Annotated in this window: 18 protein-coding genes and 1 tRNA gene; 10 read left to right on the top strand and 9 right to left on the bottom strand. The window is 58.7% G+C overall.

The features are described 5' to 3' along the window. Positions 1 to 101: 101 nt before the first annotated feature. Entirely contained in the window at positions 102 to 422 is a 321-nt protein-coding gene (locus tag KGB21_RS00525; RefSeq protein WP_034147782.1) for an I78 family peptidase inhibitor, read from the top strand. A gap of 71 nt (positions 423 to 493) precedes the next feature. Here the strand turns inward: KGB21_RS00525 and KGB21_RS00520 are convergent, their stop codons facing one another. Next, complete coding sequence (locus tag KGB21_RS00520) at positions 494 to 706, bottom strand: cold-shock protein (protein WP_003179963.1); 213 nt, start codon at positions 704 to 706, stop codon at positions 494 to 496. 291 nt (positions 707 to 997) lie between these two features. Continuing rightward, positions 998 to 1300: a hypothetical protein gene (locus KGB21_RS00515; protein ID WP_223503055.1), complete on the bottom strand. Its 303-nt coding sequence runs from the start codon at positions 1298 to 1300 to the stop codon at positions 998 to 1000. 374 nt (positions 1301 to 1674) lie between these two features. On the opposite strand from KGB21_RS00515, the gene thrS reads away from it, so the two are divergent. From thrS to KGB21_RS00470, 9 genes are all read left to right on the top strand, one after another. Then, positions 1675 to 3597 carry a threonine--tRNA ligase gene (gene thrS / locus KGB21_RS00510; protein ID WP_034147784.1) on the top strand — a complete coding sequence of 641 codons (1923 nt, stop codon included), beginning with the start codon at positions 1675 to 1677 and terminating at the stop codon, positions 3595 to 3597. After that, positions 3597 to 4148, top strand: a complete 552-nt coding sequence (infC, locus tag KGB21_RS00505) for a translation initiation factor IF-3 (RefSeq protein ID WP_172668659.1) — start codon at positions 3597 to 3599, stop codon at positions 4146 to 4148. Before thrS ends, infC begins: the two co-directional genes overlap by 1 nt. A gap of 60 nt (positions 4149 to 4208) precedes the next feature. Further along, a complete protein-coding gene (gene rpmI / locus KGB21_RS00500; RefSeq protein ID WP_002553160.1) occupies positions 4209 to 4403 on the top strand; it encodes a 50S ribosomal protein L35 in 195 nt (64 codons plus the stop codon). Between the two features lie 28 nt (positions 4404 to 4431). Next, positions 4432 to 4788 (top strand): 50S ribosomal protein L20, encoded by a 357-nt coding sequence (gene rplT, locus KGB21_RS00495; RefSeq protein ID WP_007905879.1) that lies wholly within the window; start codon positions 4432 to 4434, stop codon positions 4786 to 4788. Between the two features lie 109 nt (positions 4789 to 4897). Further along, complete coding sequence (gene pheS, locus KGB21_RS00490; protein WP_090318844.1) at positions 4898 to 5914, top strand: phenylalanine--tRNA ligase subunit alpha; 1017 nt, start codon at positions 4898 to 4900, stop codon at positions 5912 to 5914. A 26-nt stretch (positions 5915 to 5940) separates the two neighbouring features. Next, positions 5941 to 8322 carry a phenylalanine--tRNA ligase subunit beta gene (pheT, locus tag KGB21_RS00485; protein ID WP_034147786.1) on the top strand — a complete coding sequence of 794 codons (2382 nt, stop codon included), beginning with the start codon at positions 5941 to 5943 and terminating at the stop codon, positions 8320 to 8322. Between the two features lie 3 nt (positions 8323 to 8325). Next, a complete protein-coding gene (gene ihfA / locus KGB21_RS00480; RefSeq protein ID WP_002553164.1) occupies positions 8326 to 8628 on the top strand; it encodes an integration host factor subunit alpha in 303 nt (100 codons plus the stop codon). Next, complete coding sequence (locus KGB21_RS00475) at positions 8609 to 8965, top strand: MerR family transcriptional regulator (protein WP_003179985.1); 357 nt, start codon at positions 8609 to 8611, stop codon at positions 8963 to 8965. Before ihfA ends, KGB21_RS00475 begins: the two co-directional genes overlap by 20 nt. Before the next feature lie 89 nt (positions 8966 to 9054). Then, positions 9055 to 9131 (top strand) — tRNA-Pro (locus KGB21_RS00470). A 268-nt stretch (positions 9132 to 9399) separates the two neighbouring features. Here the strand turns inward: KGB21_RS00470 and KGB21_RS00465 are convergent. The 7 genes from KGB21_RS00465 to mhpB form a co-directional block, all read right to left on the bottom strand. After that, on the bottom strand, positions 9400 to 10671 hold the full coding sequence (locus tag KGB21_RS00465; RefSeq protein ID WP_223503053.1) for an OprD family porin: 1272 nt from the start codon (positions 10669 to 10671) through the stop codon (positions 9400 to 9402). Positions 10672 to 10744: 73 nt separating this feature from the next. Further along, entirely contained in the window at positions 10745 to 11950 is a 1206-nt protein-coding gene (mhpT, locus tag KGB21_RS00460; RefSeq protein WP_223503051.1) for a 3-(3-hydroxy-phenyl)propionate transporter MhpT, read from the bottom strand. A gap of 82 nt (positions 11951 to 12032) precedes the next feature. Continuing rightward, positions 12033 to 13052: a 4-hydroxy-2-oxovalerate aldolase gene (gene dmpG, locus KGB21_RS00455; RefSeq protein ID WP_223503049.1), complete on the bottom strand. Its 1020-nt coding sequence runs from the start codon at positions 13050 to 13052 to the stop codon at positions 12033 to 12035. A 10-nt stretch (positions 13053 to 13062) separates the two neighbouring features. Then, positions 13063 to 13998: an acetaldehyde dehydrogenase (acetylating) gene (locus KGB21_RS00450; RefSeq protein ID WP_223503047.1), complete on the bottom strand. Its 936-nt coding sequence runs from the start codon at positions 13996 to 13998 to the stop codon at positions 13063 to 13065. Positions 13999 to 14030: 32 nt separating this feature from the next. Beyond that, positions 14031 to 14825, bottom strand: coding sequence for a 2-keto-4-pentenoate hydratase (gene mhpD / locus KGB21_RS00445; protein ID WP_223503045.1), 795 nt, complete (start codon positions 14823 to 14825; stop codon positions 14031 to 14033). Positions 14826 to 14839: 14 nt separating this feature from the next. Then, positions 14840 to 15709: an alpha/beta fold hydrolase gene (locus KGB21_RS00440; RefSeq protein WP_223503043.1), complete on the bottom strand. Its 870-nt coding sequence runs from the start codon at positions 15707 to 15709 to the stop codon at positions 14840 to 14842. 17 nt (positions 15710 to 15726) lie between these two features. Beyond that, positions 15727 to 16680 (bottom strand): 3-carboxyethylcatechol 2,3-dioxygenase, encoded by a 954-nt coding sequence (mhpB, locus tag KGB21_RS00435; protein WP_223503040.1) that lies wholly within the window; start codon positions 16678 to 16680, stop codon positions 15727 to 15729. Position 16681 lies beyond the last annotated feature (1 nt).

Below are 16681 nucleotides of genomic sequence, written 5' to 3'. Positions count from 1 at the left end.
TTGCCCGCAGCGACGTCCAGGTTGCCAGAACGCACTGTGAAACCAAACGCCGGATTGGCGGTCGCACGATTTCAGCTTAACTATCGAAAAAAGGAGGCTTCATGCCTTGGAAGCTCGCGTCATTGGGTACTTTGATGGCTCTTGCCACGCTGGCCGGTTGCAGCACTGGGTCAACCGAGTCGGCAACTGACCCTGTAACGACGACTGACACAGGTCACAGCCGTTGCGAGGCCAAAGCGGCCGAATTCGCCATTGGCAAACAGGCTTCGCCTGAACTGCTGGAGCAGGCGCGTACGCGCGCTGGCGCGCAAAACGCACGGTTCCTTCAGCCAAACGACATGGTGACGCTGGAATATCGCTCCGATCGCCTTAATCTGAACACGGACGCCAATCGGGTCGTCGTTCGCGTCAACTGCGGCTGATTGCTCGGGCTTTTGTGTTACCCATAAAAAACCCCGTCACATGGACGGGGTTTTTTTAGTGCGCCTGGAAATTACTCTGGGCGAACTTGAGCAGCTTGCATACCCTTTTGGCCTTTCTCAGCCACGAAGGAAACGGTTTGGCCTTCTTTCAGGCTTTTGAAACCGTCGCTTTCGATAGCTTTGAAGTGTACGAACAGGTCGTCACCGCCACCTTGAGGAGTGATGAAGCCGAAGCCTTTTTCATCGTTGAACCATTTAACGGTGCCGGTTTGGCGATTAGACATGGTGTATCTCCAAGAAACATATATTTTCAGTAGTACTGTGCTGCTCAGGCCAACTGGGCACACCCGGGTATCATAGTCGAAATGTTCGCTTTGGGAGCCCCCCGCAGGTGCTGTTTGCCCTACAGTCGCACATTCTTTGTTGCCCGATATGGCTGAAAGCCCCGTTTTAAAAGGCTTTCAGCCGAAAGTAAAGACGATAAAAAAAGCTGTAAAACCTGCATAAATTGTACGAAAGGGCCTGATTGGGTGGCTTTCTACCGGTAAATCATGGCCGAAAGCACCAGGGTGAGGTCATTTCGCGTCTTTATTGGAGGCCTTGCATTTTGCAATTTTGCCCAGGGCTTCTTCCTTCAATGCGTCACTTGCAGTGTTGTTCATCAAAGTCTGAATATCGGCAGCCGGATACGATTTGATCGCGTCGGCGCCACAGGCACAGTGGGATTTCGCGGCTGGCGTGCCAATCTTCTCCGCGGCCGCAGGAACGCACTGAGCCATGTACTTCTCTCGCTCGCCTTTAGGCCATTCTGCATGAGCGGCCAGTGGCAGCAGTAGAACGATGGGGGCGACTACAGCGAACAAACGATTCAGACGCATGCCGGGATGCTCCTTGTGGGTCAATGTCTTGTTATCTGAGGGGGGAAGCGGGGATCAAGTTCAGCACTCTGGCATAAAAACGCCAGATTTGCCCCGTTACAAACCCTCTGCACCGCGACGACCGTTCATCTGTGCTAGCATGCCCCGCTCAGGCTTTTGCAGGCTTCGGTCGACCTTCAGTCCCGGATGCGGCAACTGCCCGAATAACCCTGATTTGAATCCCAGTCACTCTGGTTCGGTTTTCCGGTTGGCCGCAAGGCTCCTGCCGCTGTAAGGCAGGCGTTCGTCATTGAATGGCCTGGATCGGATCTTGTACTGGCTCATCCCAACCCACGTGACCTTTGGTAGGGGTCACCACTAGGAGAGGAGGCGCCATGCCAACTATTACTCTTCCCGACGGCAGTCAACGTTCATTCGATCACCCGGTTTCCATTGCCGAGGTCGCCGCATCCATTGGTGCAGGTCTGGCCAAGGCCACTGTGGCCGGCAAGGTCAATGGCAAGCTGGCTGATGCCAGCGACATCATCGACAGCGACGTTACGCTGCAAATCATTACGCCAAAGGATGAAGAGGGGCTGGAGATCATTCGCCACTCTTGCGCCCACCTGGTTGGCCATGCAGTAAAGCAGTTGTACCCGACGGCCAAAATGGTCATCGGTCCGGTCATCGACGAAGGCTTCTATTACGACATCGCCTTCGAGCGTCCTTTCACTCCGGACGATCTGGCGGCTATCGAGCAGCGCATGCAGCAGCTGATCGAGAAAGATTACGATGTGATCAAGAAGGTCACTCCGCGTGCCGAAGTGATCGAAGTGTTCAAGGCTCGCGGCGAAGACTACAAGTTGCGCCTGGTCGAGGACATGCCGAACGAGCAGGCCATGGGCCTGTATTATCACGAAGAATACGTCGACATGTGCCGCGGCCCGCACGTGCCGAACACCCGCTTCCTGAAATCCTTCAAGCTGACCAAGTTGTCCGGCGCGTACTGGCGCGGCGACGCCAAGAATGAGCAATTGCAGCGCGTTTACGGCACCGCTTGGGCCGACAAGAAGCAGCTGGCTGCTTACATCCAGCGTATTGAAGAAGCCGAGAAGCGCGATCACCGCAAGATCGGCAAGCGCCTTGGCCTGTTCCACACCCAGGAAGAGTCGCCGGGCATGGTGTTCTGGCATCCGAACGGCTGGACTCTGTACCAGGTGCTTGAGCAATACATGCGCAAGGTTCAACGCGACAACGGCTACCTGGAGATCAAGACTCCTCAAGTCGTTGACCGTAGCCTATGGGAGAAATCCGGGCACTGGGCCAACTACGCCGACAACATGTTCACCACTCAGTCGGAAAATCGCGACTACGCCATCAAGCCAATGAACTGCCCTTGCCACGTGCAGGTGTTCAACCAGGGCCTGAAAAGCTACCGCGAGTTGCCAATGCGTCTGGCCGAATTCGGTGCCTGTCACCGTAACGAGCCATCGGGTGCATTGCACGGCATCATGCGTGTGCGTGCGTTCACTCAGGACGATGCCCACATCTTCTGCACTGAAGAGCAGATGCAGGCCGAATCCGCTGCATTCATCAAGCTGACCATGGACGTTTATGCCGACTTCGGCTTTAAAGACGTCGAAATGAAGCTGTCCACTCGTCCGGAAAAACGCGTCGGTTCCGACGAATTGTGGGATCGCGCTGAAGCCGCATTGGCCGCAGCCCTTGATAGCGCAGGCCTGCCGTACGATTTGCAGCCGGGCGAAGGCGCGTTCTACGGTCCGAAGATCGAGTTCTCGCTGAAAGATTGCCTCGGTCGGGTCTGGCAGTGTGGTACCCTGCAGCTCGATTTTAACCTGCCTGTCCGTCTGGGAGCCGAATACGTCTCCGAAGACAACAGTCGCAAGCACCCGGTGATGTTGCACCGGGCGATCCTGGGCTCCTTCGAACGTTTCGTCGGGATTCTGATCGAGCACTACGAGGGTGCATTCCCGGCGTGGCTGGCTCCGACCCAGGCAGTGGTGATGAATATCACTGATAAACAGGCAGATTTTGCCGCTGAGGTTGAAAAAACTCTCAACGAAAGCGGATTTCGTGCCAAGTCTGACTTGAGAAATGAAAAGATCGGCTTTAAAATCCGCGAGCATACTTTGCTCAAGGTTCCCTATCTCTTGGTTATCGGAGATCGGGAAGTCGAGATGCAGACTGTCGCTGTGCGTACTCGTGAAGGTGCTGACCTGGGCTCGATGCCCGTCGCCCAGTTCGCTGAGTTTCTCGCGCAAGCGGTTTCCCGGCGTGGTCGCCCAGATTCGGAGTAATTATTATTAAGCGTGAAATGAGACAAGATAAACGAGCTGCACCGAAGGCCCCGATCAACGAGAATATCTCGGCACGCGAGGTTCGGTTAATTGGTGCTGAAGGTGAACAGCTTGGGATTGTGTCAATTGAAGACGCGCTTCTTAAGGCTGAAGAGGCCAAGCTGGATCTGGTGGAGATTTCCGCCGATGCAGTACCACCTGTTTGCAAACTGATGGACTACGGCAAATCGATCTTCGAAAAGAAGAAACAGGTTGCTGCGGCCAAGAAAAACCAGAAGCAGATTCAGGTCAAAGAAATCAAGTTTCGTCCAGGGACGGAGGAAGGGGATTACCAGGTAAAACTGCGCAACCTGGTACGTTTCCTGAGTGACGGGGACAGGGCCAAGGTATCCTTGCGATTCCGCGGCCGTGAGATGGCCCACCAGGAGCTGGGGATGGAACTCCTCAAGCGAGTTGAAGGTGACTTGCTCGAGTACGGTTCGGTCGAACAGCATCCTAAGATGGAAGGACGCCAGCTGATCATGGTCATCGCCCCGAAAAAGAAGAAGTAATCAACAGGGCACGGCAGGCCTTCTGATTATGTTTATCAACTGAATGCGGAGTATCCGAACATGCCAAAAATGAAGACCAAAAGTGGTGCTGCTAAGCGGTTTCTGAAAACTGCTAACGGTATCAAGCACAAGCACGCTTTCAAGAGCCACATCCTGACCAAAATGTCGACCAAGCGTAAGCGTCAACTGCGCGGTAGCAGCTTGCTGCATCCGTCTGACGTGGCAAAAGTCGAGCGCATGCTGCGCCTTCGTTAATTTTAGTCAAGAATAGAGGAAGTAACTCATGGCTCGTGTAAAGCGTGGCGTCATTGCCCGTAAACGTCACAAAAAAATTCTGAAACTTGCTAAAGGCTACTACGGCGCTCGCTCGCGCGTATTCCGTGTTGCCAAGCAAGCGGTAATCAAGGCAGGCCAATACGCCTACCGTGACCGTCGTCAGAAAAAACGTCAGTTCCGCGCTCTGTGGATCGCTCGTATCAATGCTGGTGCACGTATCAACGGTCTGTCCTACAGCCGTTTCATCGCCGGCCTGAAAAAAGCGTCCATCGAGATCGACCGTAAGGTTCTGGCTGATCTGGCAGTGAACGAAAAAGCGGCGTTTGCTGCGATTGTCGAGAAAGCTAAAGCCACCTTGGCTTAAGTACCCCCGACAGTCACCCGGCCTCACCTTCGTGGGGCCAGGTGTTAAACGTCATAAATAGGGGAAGAGCCTTCAAGCTCTTCCCCTATTTTGTATCTGGAGTCTGTACATGGAAAACCTGGATGCGCTCGTCTCGCAAGCTCTAGAGGCTGTGCAAAGCGCTGAAGATATCAATGCCCTGGAGCAAATCCGGGTTCACTACCTTGGCAAGAAGGGTGAATTGACTCAGGTGATGAAGACCCTGGGGAATTTGCCGGCAGAAGAGCGTCCGCAAGTCGGTGCGCTGATCAACGTTGCCAAGGAGCGTGTCACAGACGTTCTCAATGCGCGCAAGGCATTGTTTGAAGAGGCCGACCTGGCCGCCAAACTCGCTGCCGAGTCCATTGACGTGACCCTGCCTGGCCGTGGTCAGACCTCCGGTGGTCTGCACCCGGTTACCCGCACTCTGGAACGCATCGAGCAGTTCTTCACCCACATTGGCTACGGCATTGCCGAAGGCCCTGAGGTCGAAGACGATTATCACAACTTCGAAGCGCTCAACATCCCAGGTCATCACCCGGCCCGGTCGATGCATGACACCTTCTATTTCAACGCCAACATGTTGCTGCGCACCCATACCTCACCGGTACAGGTCCGCACCATGGAGTCGAAACAGCCGCCGATCCGCATCGTCTGCCCAGGCCGTGTGTACCGTAGCGACTCGGATATCACCCACTCGCCGATGTTCCACCAGGTCGAAGGCCTGCTGGTCGATCGCGACATCAATTTCGCCGACCTCAAAGGCACCATCGAAGAATTCCTGCGGGTGTTCTTCGAGAAAGAACTGGCCGTGCGTTTCCGTCCTTCGTACTTCCCGTTCACCGAGCCATCCGCTGAAGTCGACATGGAATGCGTGATGTGCAGCGGTAAGGGCTGCCGCGTCTGCAAGCAAACCGGCTGGCTGGAAGTCATGGGCTGCGGCATGGTTCACCCGAACGTGCTGCGCATGTCCGGGATCGACCCGGAAGAATTCTCGGGCTTTGCCTTCGGCATGGGCGTTGAGCGTCTGGCCATGCTGCGTTACGGCGTGAACGACTTGCGTCTGTTCTTCGACAACGACTTGCGGTTCCTCGCGCAATTTCGCTAGTCGTAACGTATTTTTAGGAGAGCAGGATGAAATTCAGTGAACAATGGCTGCGCGGCTGGGTAAGCCCGCAGGTAAGTCGAGACGAGCTGGTTGCCCGTCTGTCGATGGCCGGTCTTGAGGTCGATAGCGTTACGCCGGCCGCCGGTGTATTCAGCGGCGTGATCGTGGGCGAGGTGCTGAGCACCGAGCAGCACCCGGACGCCGACAAGTTGCGCGTGTGCCAGGTCAGCAATGGCTCGGAAACCTTCCAGGTAGTCTGCGGCGCGCCAAACGTGCGCCCGGGCCTGAAGATTCCGTTCGCCACCATCGGTGCCGAACTGCCGGGCGACTTCAAGATCAAGAAAGCCAAGCTGCGTGGCGTTGAATCCAACGGCATGCTGTGTTCGCAAGCCGAGCTGCAAATCGGTGAAGGCAACGACGGCCTGATGGAATTGCCGGCCGATGCGCCAGTGGGTCAGGATATTCGTGAATACCTGAACCTGGAAGACGCCAGCATCGAAGTCGATCTGACCCCGAACCGCGGTGACTGCCTGTCTTTGGCTGGCCTGGCCCGTGAAGTCGGCGCGTTGTATGCCGCTCCCGTCACGCGTCCGGTAGTTTCTTCCGTTCCAGCCACGCACGATGAAGTGCGCTCGGTTGAGGTGCTGGCGCCTGCTGCCTGCCCGCGTTACCTGGGTCGTGTGATCCGCAACGTCGACCTGTCCAAGCCTACGCCGCTGTGGATGGTAGAGCGCCTGCGTCGTGCCGATGTGCGCAGCATCGATGCTGCCGTCGACATCACCAACTACGTGATGCTGGAGCTGGGCCAACCGCTGCACGCTTTCGATCTTGCCGAAATCAATGGCGGCATCCGCGTGCGCATGGCTGAAGAAGGCGAGAAGCTGGTGCTGCTCGATGGTCAGGAAGTCAGCCTGCGTAGCGATACGCTGGTGATCGCCGACCACACCCGCGCGTTGGCTATTGCCGGCGTCATGGGTGGCGAGCACAGCGGCGTCAATACCGCGACCACTCGCGATGTTTTCCTGGAAAGTGCGTTCTTCGATCAAATCGCTGTTGCCGGCAAGGCCCGTTCCTATGGCCTGCACACTGATGCCTCGCACCGCTACGAGCGTGGCGTGGACTGGCAACTGGCCCGTGAAGCCATGGAGCGCGCCACTGGCCTGCTGCTGGAAATCACTGGTGGCGAAGCCGGCCCAATCATCGAAACCGTGAACGAACAGCACTTGCCGTCGATCGCGCCGGTGACCCTGCGCGCTCAACGCATCACCCAGATGCTGGGCATGGAAATGGACTCGGCTGAAGTTGAGCGTCTGCTCAGCGGTCTCGGCCTGACCATTACCGCTGACGGGGCGGGGCAGTGGCGCGTAGAAGTGCCAAGCCACCGCTTCGACATCAGCCTGGAAGTCGATCTGATCGAAGAATTGGCGCGTCTGTACGGCTACAACCGTCTGCCGGTTCGTTACCCGCAAGCGCGTCTGGCGCCACAAGCCAAGGCAGAAGCGCGTAGCGACCTGCCGGAACTGCGTCGTCTGTTGGTCGCCCGTGGTTATCAGGAAGCGATCACCTACAGCTTCATCGATCCGAAACAGTTCGAGTTGTTTAATCCGGGTGTAGAGCCGTTGCTGCTGGCCAATCCGATTTCCAACGACATGGCTGCCATGCGTTCGTCGCTGTGGCCCGGTCTGGTCAAGGCGCTTCAGCACAACCTGAACCGTCAACAGGACCGCGTCCGTCTATTCGAAAGCGGGTTGCGTTTCGTCGGTCAGCTTGATGGCCTGAAGCAAGAGCCGATGCTGGCCGGTGTGGTTTGCGGTAGCCGTCTGCCGGAAGGCTGGGCGCAGGGTCGCGACACCGTAGACTTCTTCGACATCAAGGCTGACGTGGAAGCGGTGCTGGGCTTCGCCGGTGCGCTGGATGCATTCACGTTTGTACCGGGCAAACACCCGGCGTTGCACCCGGGTCAAACCGCGCGCATCGAACGCGAAGGTCGTCTGGTGGGCTTCATCGGCGCTATCCATCCTGAATTGTCGAAAAACCTGGGTCTGGATCGTCCGGTGTTTGTTTTCGAGATGGTTCTGGCAGAAGTGGCATCGGGCAAAATGCCTAAATTCCACGAGTTATCGCGCTTCCCTGAAGTACGTCGTGACCTTGCACTGATTGCGCACACAGACGTTGCAGCTACGGCTGTACTGGACGTAATCCGTGAAAATGCAGGCGAATGGCTGACAGACCTCAGGCTATTTGACGTGTATCAGGGTAAAGGCATTGATCCTGATAGAAAAAGCCTCGCAGTCGGCTTGACCTGGCAGCATCCATCGCGCACTCTTAATGACGATGAGGTGAATAATGCGACGCAAAACATCCTCACCTCGCTCGAACAAAGGTTGAACGCCACGTTAAGGAAGTGACGTATGGGGGCTTTGACGAAAGCTGAAATGGCGGAACGTCTGTATGAAGAGCTGGGCCTGAACAAGCGGGAAGCCAAGGAATTGGTTGAACTGTTTTTCGAGGAGATCAGGCACGCTCTTGAAGACAACGAACAAGTCAAATTGTCCGGTTTCGGCAATTTCGACCTTCGGGACAAACGCCAGCGGCCTGGCCGCAATCCGAAAACGGGAGAAGAAATCCCGATCACGGCTCGCCGTGTGGTCACCTTTCGTCCAGGGCAGAAGTTGAAGGCCCGAGTTGAGGCTTATGCTGGAACCAAGTCATAACGACGAGCTACCCGTCATCCCAGGCAAACGCTACTTCACCATTGGTGAAGTTAGCGAGCTGTGTGCAGTAAAACCACACGTGCTGCGCTACTGGGAGCAGGAGTTTCCTCAACTCAACCCCGTCAAACGCCGCGGAAACCGCCGGTATTATCAGCGCCAGGATGTGCTGATGATCCGGCAGATCCGCGCGCTTCTTTACGATCAAGGGTTCACCATCGGCGGCGCGCGCCTGCGTTTGTCCGGTGATGAAGCCAAAGACGACACAACCCAATACAAGCAAATGATTCGCCAGATGATCGCTGAGCTCGAAGATGTTCTGGTAGTTCTCAAGAAATAAAAACCTGCTTTTAAATACTTCCAGTTTTCAAAAGCTTGCGATATATTCTTGAACGTTCCTCGAGATGAGGAACAGGTTTCACGCCTAGTCGGGGCGTAGCGCAGTCCGGTAGCGCACTAGCATGGGGTGCTAGGGGTCGAGTGTTCGAATCACTCCGTCCCGACCATATAATTAAAGGGGTTGCGGGATTTTATCTCGCGACCCCTTTTCATTTTTGGTCGGTTTTACCCCTACAAAGCGACTGGCTCTGCGTGGAATCTTCGGCTGTGATAGTTCCTTGAGGACGGATCGAAGAGCGAAGCGGTTATGAACCGGGCTTCACGCCTGGTCCGTACTCAAGCTGCATGGAAGGCTGGCTAGGTGATATTGGTTTGATTACAAAAGGGCCCTGGGGGCTTTTTGTTGGGCGGACTTCCATTGCTTTGTATGAGAACTCACCATAAATTCCATGTGTAATCGACGTTCACCCGCAGCTCATTGTCATCCCGATGGCTGGCCTGGGCGCTGAAGTCGTTGCGGTACCAGGCGTTGCGCAACCGTAGCGCCAAGCCTTTCAGTTGGCCGCTCTGCAGCACATAGGACACCTCGATATCCTTTTCGCTCTCTGTCAGGTTGGAGCCTCCCAGCTTAGCCAGTTCGATATTGTCGCCACTTACGTAGCGCAGCATGCCATTCAGTCCCGGCACGCCTAGGCCTGCAAAATTGTAGTCATACCGTACCTGCCAACTGCGCTCTTTGGGGTTGAGAAACTCAGAGCTCAGAGTGCCTTCGGTGATCACTAACGGTTCGGTGCCGAACAGGTATGGCATGGCTGTCTTGCCTGTCAGTTGCATGTAGCCGGCACCGAATTTGTGGGCGCCCAGGGCATACGTCAGCATCAGTGCCGCATTGCGGTTGTCCACCGCGCCGGCTTTTGCCGCGCCATCCTCGTCGGTGACGAACAGGCGGAAATCGCTTTTCAGGCTGCCGGGGCCCATCGGGCGATTGTCGACAAAGCCGTAGAAGTCCTTGCGGTACAGGTCAGCGAGTTCTGCGTGGTAGTACTTCAGCGTCAGTTGCGGCGACCAGGCATAGTCTCCGCCGACGAAAGAAAAACGGTCCGACTCGGCGGCGCCATTGAAGCGTCCGTTAGGTGAACCGACCGACATTTTCTGGTAATCGGTGGAGTCGCGCAGGTTGATGCGATCCAGCCAGCCAGCGTGCAGGGTCAGGTTGTCGCTTTCCTGGGACTTGAGGTACGCGCCGCGAAAGGTCTGTGGCAGCAGGCGGGTAGGGCTGGCGAAAGCGATCGGCAGAAACGTGCTGATAGTGCCCAATTGCAGCTCGCTTTTCGATGCCCTGACCTTGGCCGTCAGACCTAGCTCCGAATATTCATCGGCCGGCTCGCGGGTAGTGGCGCTGTACGGCAGCAGGCCGGTGCCGGTGCGAGCGCGTGAAGAATCTAGGCGCACCCCCAGCAAGGCTTGGGCGTCGAGGCCGAACCCCACTGGCCCTTCCGTATAACCTGAACGCACGTTGAGAATGAAACCCTGGGCCCACTCGCGGGCGGCGGCCTGGGGGGTGGCGTTCACGTAGTTACGATCGAAGTAAAAGTTGCGCATCGTCAGATCGGCGTGGCTGTCTTCGACAAAACCGCTGGCACACGCCTGGCCAAGGGATAAAACGCAGGTGCAGGCGCTGAACGCCCGAAGAGAAATCTTGAGCATGCCGGTGTTCACTTTTATTGTTGTTGGAGGTGACCCCGCACCGTTTCCGGCACGGGTTGTTACGCGGGAGTTGTCAGTCAGACCGAGCGCCGTTGCGCCGAACCGACAGGTAAAACATCGCCACTGCGGCGATGACGATTCCCGGCGCCGAGGCGAGCATCACCCCTGCGGTGCCGGTGCCCAAAGCGAGCATCTTGCCGGCCACCAGCGGGCCGCTCATTGCGCCGAGTCTGCCGATAGCCACCGCGGTGCCCACGCCCGTGGCGCGCACAGACGGGCGATAGAAATGCGGTGCCAAGGCATAGAGCACGCATTGCCCGCCGGTGGCGAAAAAGCCGGCGACGAAACCGGCCGCCAGCATGCTTTCCAGCTGGCTGGCCATACCCAGAGCGGTCAGCGAAGCGAGAATACCGACATAGATCAGTGCGGACAGTGCCCAAGCCGGCAAGCGGTCCATCACCCAGCCCAGCATCAAGGTACCGACTGCCGCGCCAATCTGAAGCGCGAGCATGACCCAATTGGCCTGGCGGCCACTGAAACCCTGACCGATCAGCAAGCTTGGGAGCCAGTTGATCAGGATGTAAACCACCATGAGGGTAAAGAAATAGCTGACCCAGATCAGCGCAGTCGGCAGGGCCGCGCCTTCGCGGAAGAGACCTCGGACCACGCCGATGGGAGCGACGTCCTGGACGCTGCGAAATTGCGCCGATTCCGGTAGATAAAGCCCCAGCAGAGGCACGATCAACAGAGGCACCAGGCCGCCGACGTAGAACACTGCCTGCCAGTCGCCCGAAGAGCCGGCAATACCCATCGTCGCCGCCAGCGCCGCGCCTAACGGCACGCCGCAGTACATCAGGCTCACCGCACTGCCACGCAGGCGCGGGCCGGCCACTTCACTGGTCAAGGCAATCAGGTTTGGCAGGGCGGCCCCCAAACCAACGCCAGTCAGGCACCGGGCGACGAGCAGGCTATTGAAGTCCCAGGCCTGGGCGGTGACCAGAGAAAACACTCCGAACAGCGCCACCGACGCCATCAACACGAGCTTGCGACCGATGCGATCGGCCAGCCAGCCGCCCACGAATGCACCGGGCAGCAGGCCGAAAATTCCGGCACTGAACACCCAGCTCATGTGCAATTTATCCAGTTCGAACGCGGCCGCCATGCCTTGGGCAGCGATCCCGGAAGCCTGTAGGTCAAGGCCTTCCATCAGGGCCACGAGGAAACACAGACCGATGGTCCGCGTCATGTGTAGCGGTGTTGTCAGGTTGAGCGTTGTCATGGGCAGTACCCGTTTTATTGTTGTATGGGCAAAACAGGGCCGACGGACCGCTGCGTGGGCGGTCAGCCGGTGTGGTGCTCGGTCAGCGTTTGAGCAGGTCCAGCGCGACATCGACGATCATGTCTTCCTGGCCGCCGACCATCCGGCGCCTGCCCAGTTCGACGAGGATGTCGAGGGTCTGGAGGCCATACTTGGCGGCGGCGATTTCAGCGTGGAGCAGGAAGCTCGAATAGACGCCGGCGTAACCCAATGCCAAGGTCTCTCGATCGACCCGAACCGGACGGTCCTGCAGTGGGCGCACGATGTCGTCGGCCGCGTCCATCAACGTGTAAAGGTCGGTGCCGTGGTTCCAGCCCAGACGCTCGGCGGCGGCAATGAACACTTCCAGAGGCGCATTACCGGCACCGGCACCCATGCCGGCGAGGCTGGCGTCGATGCGGTCGCAACCTTCCTCGACGGCAGTGATCGAGTTCGCCACGCCGAGCGACAGGTTGTGGTGAGCGTGCATGCCGGTCTCGGTTTCCGGCTTGAGCACGGCTTTGAAGGCACGGAAACGGTCGCGGATGTCCTGCATGTTCATCGCGCCACCGGAGTCGGCCATGTACACGCAGGTGGCGCCGTAGCTTTCCATCAGCTTGGCCTGCGCGGCCAGCTGCTCGGCCGGTATCATGTGGCTCATCATCAGGAAGCCGACGGTGTCCATGCCCAGCTCACGGGCGTACTCGATGTGCTGTTTCGACACGTCCGCTTCGGTGCAGTGAGTGGCGATGCGCACCACTCGCGCTCCGGCGTTGTAGGCGGCTTTCAGGTCGTGCACCGTGCCGATGCCAGGCAACAACAGGGTGGTGATCTTGGCGTGGCTGATGACGTCGGCGGCCGCTTCGATCCATTCCAGATCGGTGTGCGCCGCAAAGCCATAGTTGAAACTCGACCCTTGCAAACCGTCACCGTGGGCGACTTCGATCGAGTCGACCTTGGCCGTGTCCAGAGCGCGAGCAATGTCCTGCACATTCTGCAGCGAATACTGGTGACGCACCGCGTGGCTGCCGTCGCGCAGGGTCACGTCAGAGATGTAGAGTTTTTTGCCGGGATTAATAGTCATGTCGGTCTCCTCAGGCGGTGAGCATCGACTGCGCCATGCGCTCGGCGGTGGCCAAGGCAGCGGAGGTCATGATGTCAAGGTTGCCGGCATACGCTGGCAGGTAATGGGCGGCGCCTTCGACTTCGAGGAACACCGATGTCTTGAGCCCGGAGAATGTGCCCAGGCCGGGGATGTGCAGCGGCGCGTCCTCGGGGATGACATCGAATTGCACTTTTTGCTTCAGGCGATAACCCGGCACATAAGCCTGCACGGCCGCCGCCATCTCGACGATGGAGGCCTCGACCAGCGCCTGATCCGCCGCTTCGGATAACACAAATACCGTGTCGCGCATCATCAGCGGCGGTTCGGCCGGGTTCATCACGATGATCGCCTTGCCCTTGGCTGCACCGCCAATGACCTCGATGGCCTTGGAGGTGGTTTCGGTGAATTCGTCGATGTTGGCACGAGTCCCAGGGCCAGCGGATTTACTGGCGATCGAAGCAACGATTTCGGCGTAATGCACCTTCGCCACGCGCGACACGGCCGCGACCATAGGAATCGTCGCCTGGCCACCGCAGGTGACCATGTTGACGTTGAGCTGGCCGAGATTCTGTTCCAGATTCACCACCGGCACGCAGTACGGACCGATGGCTGCAGGCGTCAGGTCGATCAGGCGGATGCCGGGTTTGATCGAGCGCAGGAACGCGTCGTTCTTCACATGGGCACCGGCCGAGGTGGCATCGAACACGAAGTCGATGTCCTTGAATACGTCCATGCGGGTCAGGCCTTCAACGCCTTCATGGGTCACCGCCACGCCCAGGCGCGATGCGCGGGCCAAACCATCCGACGCCGGATCGATGCCGACCATGACCGCCATTTCCAGGTGCTTGGCGTTACGCAGGATCTTGATCATAAGGTCGGTGCCGATGTTGCCGGAGCCGATGATGGCGACTTTGAGTTTGTTCATTGTTGTTGCCTCATTTGCACGCACGTCGCCGATCACTCGGCGCTGAACTGAACACCGACACGACCGATGCCTTCGATCTCGGCCTCGAACCGATCACCCGCCGCCACCGCCACCATCGGCCCAAGTGCCCCGGTCAGAATGATGTCGCCGGCCCGCAGCGGATCGCCCAGGCGCGCCATGGTTTGCGCCAACCACACGGCGGCATTGAGTGGATGGCCGAGGCATTCGGCGCCACTGCCGCTGGACACTTCCTCACCATTGCGGGTCATGCGCATGCTGGCCTGGCGCAGGTCCAGGCCGTCGAGACGCCGCGCCGGGCCACCCAATACAAAGCAGCCACTGGAGGCGTTATCGGCGACGGTATCGACGAAGCGGATGTTCCAGCCCTGGACGCGGCTGCCGACGATTTCCAATGCCGGGACGACCCAGCCGGTAGCCGCCATCACGTCGGCAAACGTGGTGTCGGCACGCGGTAGATCACGCTCCAGAATCAGCGCAATTTCAGCTTCGATCTTCGGTTGCAGCACGCGGCCCACCGGCACGGTTTCGTTATCGCCGTAGCACATGTCGGCGAACAGGGTGCCGAAGTCCGGCCGATCGACGCCCAGTTGCGCCTGGACCTTGGGATTGGTCAGGCCGATCTTGCGCCCGACTACACGTCGGCCGCTGGCCACGCCGTGGGCGACGTTGAGCCGCTGGATGGTGTAAGCGGCCTCGGCGTTGTCTTCGCCGATCTGCTCGCGCAGGGGCGCAATGGCTTCGTGGCGGGCTTCGGCCTGACGCAGGTCGGCGGCGAGCTGTTCCAGGGTGTCTTGAATAGGGTTCATGTCAGCCTCGGTGATCAGTGGGTCAGGAAGTCCAGGACCATGCGGTTGAAGGTCTCGGCGTGTTCCCACTGGGCCCAGTGGCCGCAGCGATTGAACACGTGCAGTTGTGCCTGGGGCAGGCCGGCCAGCAGGCGCAGGCCGGTGTCCATGGGCACGAAGCGATCTTCGCGGCCCCAGACGAGCAGCGTCTGGGCGGTGATTTCGTGCAGGCGGTGGCTGAAGTCCGGGAATTGCTTGGGATTGAGGGTGCTGCTCTTGACGAAATTTTCCAGGTGATCGCGGCGCGCCAGGATGTTGTCCAGGCGGGTCTGGAATAACTCTTCGGTCAGACTGCTGGCGTCGAAGACGAAGACGTTCATCATCTTCTTCAGGTTTTCAATGGTCGGTTCGCGGTACAGCGCGCCGATCAGCTTGATGCCTTCGGTAGGTTGCGGCACTAAGGCGCTTGGGCCGCCGGTGCCGCCGCCCATCAGTATCAGTTTGCCGATGCGCTCAGGGTAGGCGAGGGCGAAGGCTACGGTGCTGTGGCCGCCCATGGAGTTGCCGATGATGTGCACACGGTCCAGATCCAGTGCATCAACCAGCCCCTTGAGGGCACGGGCGTTGAGGTCTGAGCGCGAGCTGTCGCAAACAATCGGGTCACTTTTGCTCCAGCCCGGGCAATCCATCAGGATCACGCGGTAACCGGCGGTAACCAACGGTTCGATGTTGCGATGGAAATTGGCCCAACCGCTGGCACCGGGTCCGGAACCGTGGAGCATGACCACGGTTTCGGCTCCCTGACCCACGTCGTTGTAATGCAGTCGCAGCTTCAACTCGCCTTCGCTGATGTCGACAAAACGGCTGGTAGAGGCTTCGGTGAAAGCTGGCGCAGTGGCAGTCATGGCAGTGTTCCTCGGATTCAGTGGTTGTTGTTCAGCGGCTGGGCGCCAAGGGCGGCGAAGCCTGCGATCCATTCGGGAATCGGACGGTAGTAGCGCCCTTCGGTCTGATAAGGGCCAAAGGCGCAAAGGGCCGCGAAGGCGGCGACCCAGGTTTTCACTTCGTGAGTGGACTTGCCGGCCAGTGACGACAGTTCGTCATTGCCCAGGGCATCGAGGTCGCTCAGGCGACCCTGTTCCAGGGTGTCGAGAAACTGCTGATCCCACGTGGGATTAAGCGGATGCAGACTGCGTTGGTCTTCAACGAAATCCCGGGCGGCCTGGATCACGCGCTCCTGGCGCGCCTGTCGCTCATCAGCCGGCAATTGGCGACCGCTGCCCATCAGTCGATCGGCCATACGCGCATCGACCTTGGCCAGTTCCGGCACCGGAGGTTGATGGGACAGTCCCCCGGAAGCCAGGAACAGCACGCGCTTGTTCAGCGACTGCGCCCACTGGCCGATCGCTTCACCGAGCAGGCGAGCACGCTTGAAGCCGGGCAACGGCACGGCGACCGAATTGATGAACACCGGAATCACCGGGCATTCCCTTAAACCGCCCAGCAACAGCTCCAGCGGTTGGGCGAACGCGTGGTCGACCTGCATGCGATAGGAAACGGCAGCGTCGACACCGGCATCCAGGACCGCCTGGGCGCAGGATTCGGCCAGCGCTTTGGGCACATCCAAGGGGCCGGCGGCGGTGTCGAAATCACCGATGGCGTGGGCGGCCATGCCGATGCAGAAGGCCGGCATCACGTCGTAGAAAAAGCCGTTGTAGTGGTCGGGGCCGAAGAGCACGATCAGCTCCGGCTCGAAGCGGGCGATGCGCTCACGGGCATCAGCGATCATGCCATCGACCTCGGCCAGCACGTCGGGCGTCGGATCGACGTAGCCCACCAACGGCGTATGGGATAGGCAATGCAGATAAGCGCTCATG

The organism is Pseudomonas sp. GL-RE-29, from assembly GCF_019947275.1.
In the GTDB taxonomy this organism is placed as follows: Bacteria; Pseudomonadota; Gammaproteobacteria; order Pseudomonadales; family Pseudomonadaceae; genus Aquipseudomonas; species Aquipseudomonas fluorescens_A.
This window is presented reverse-complemented; position numbering and strand designations above follow the sequence as displayed.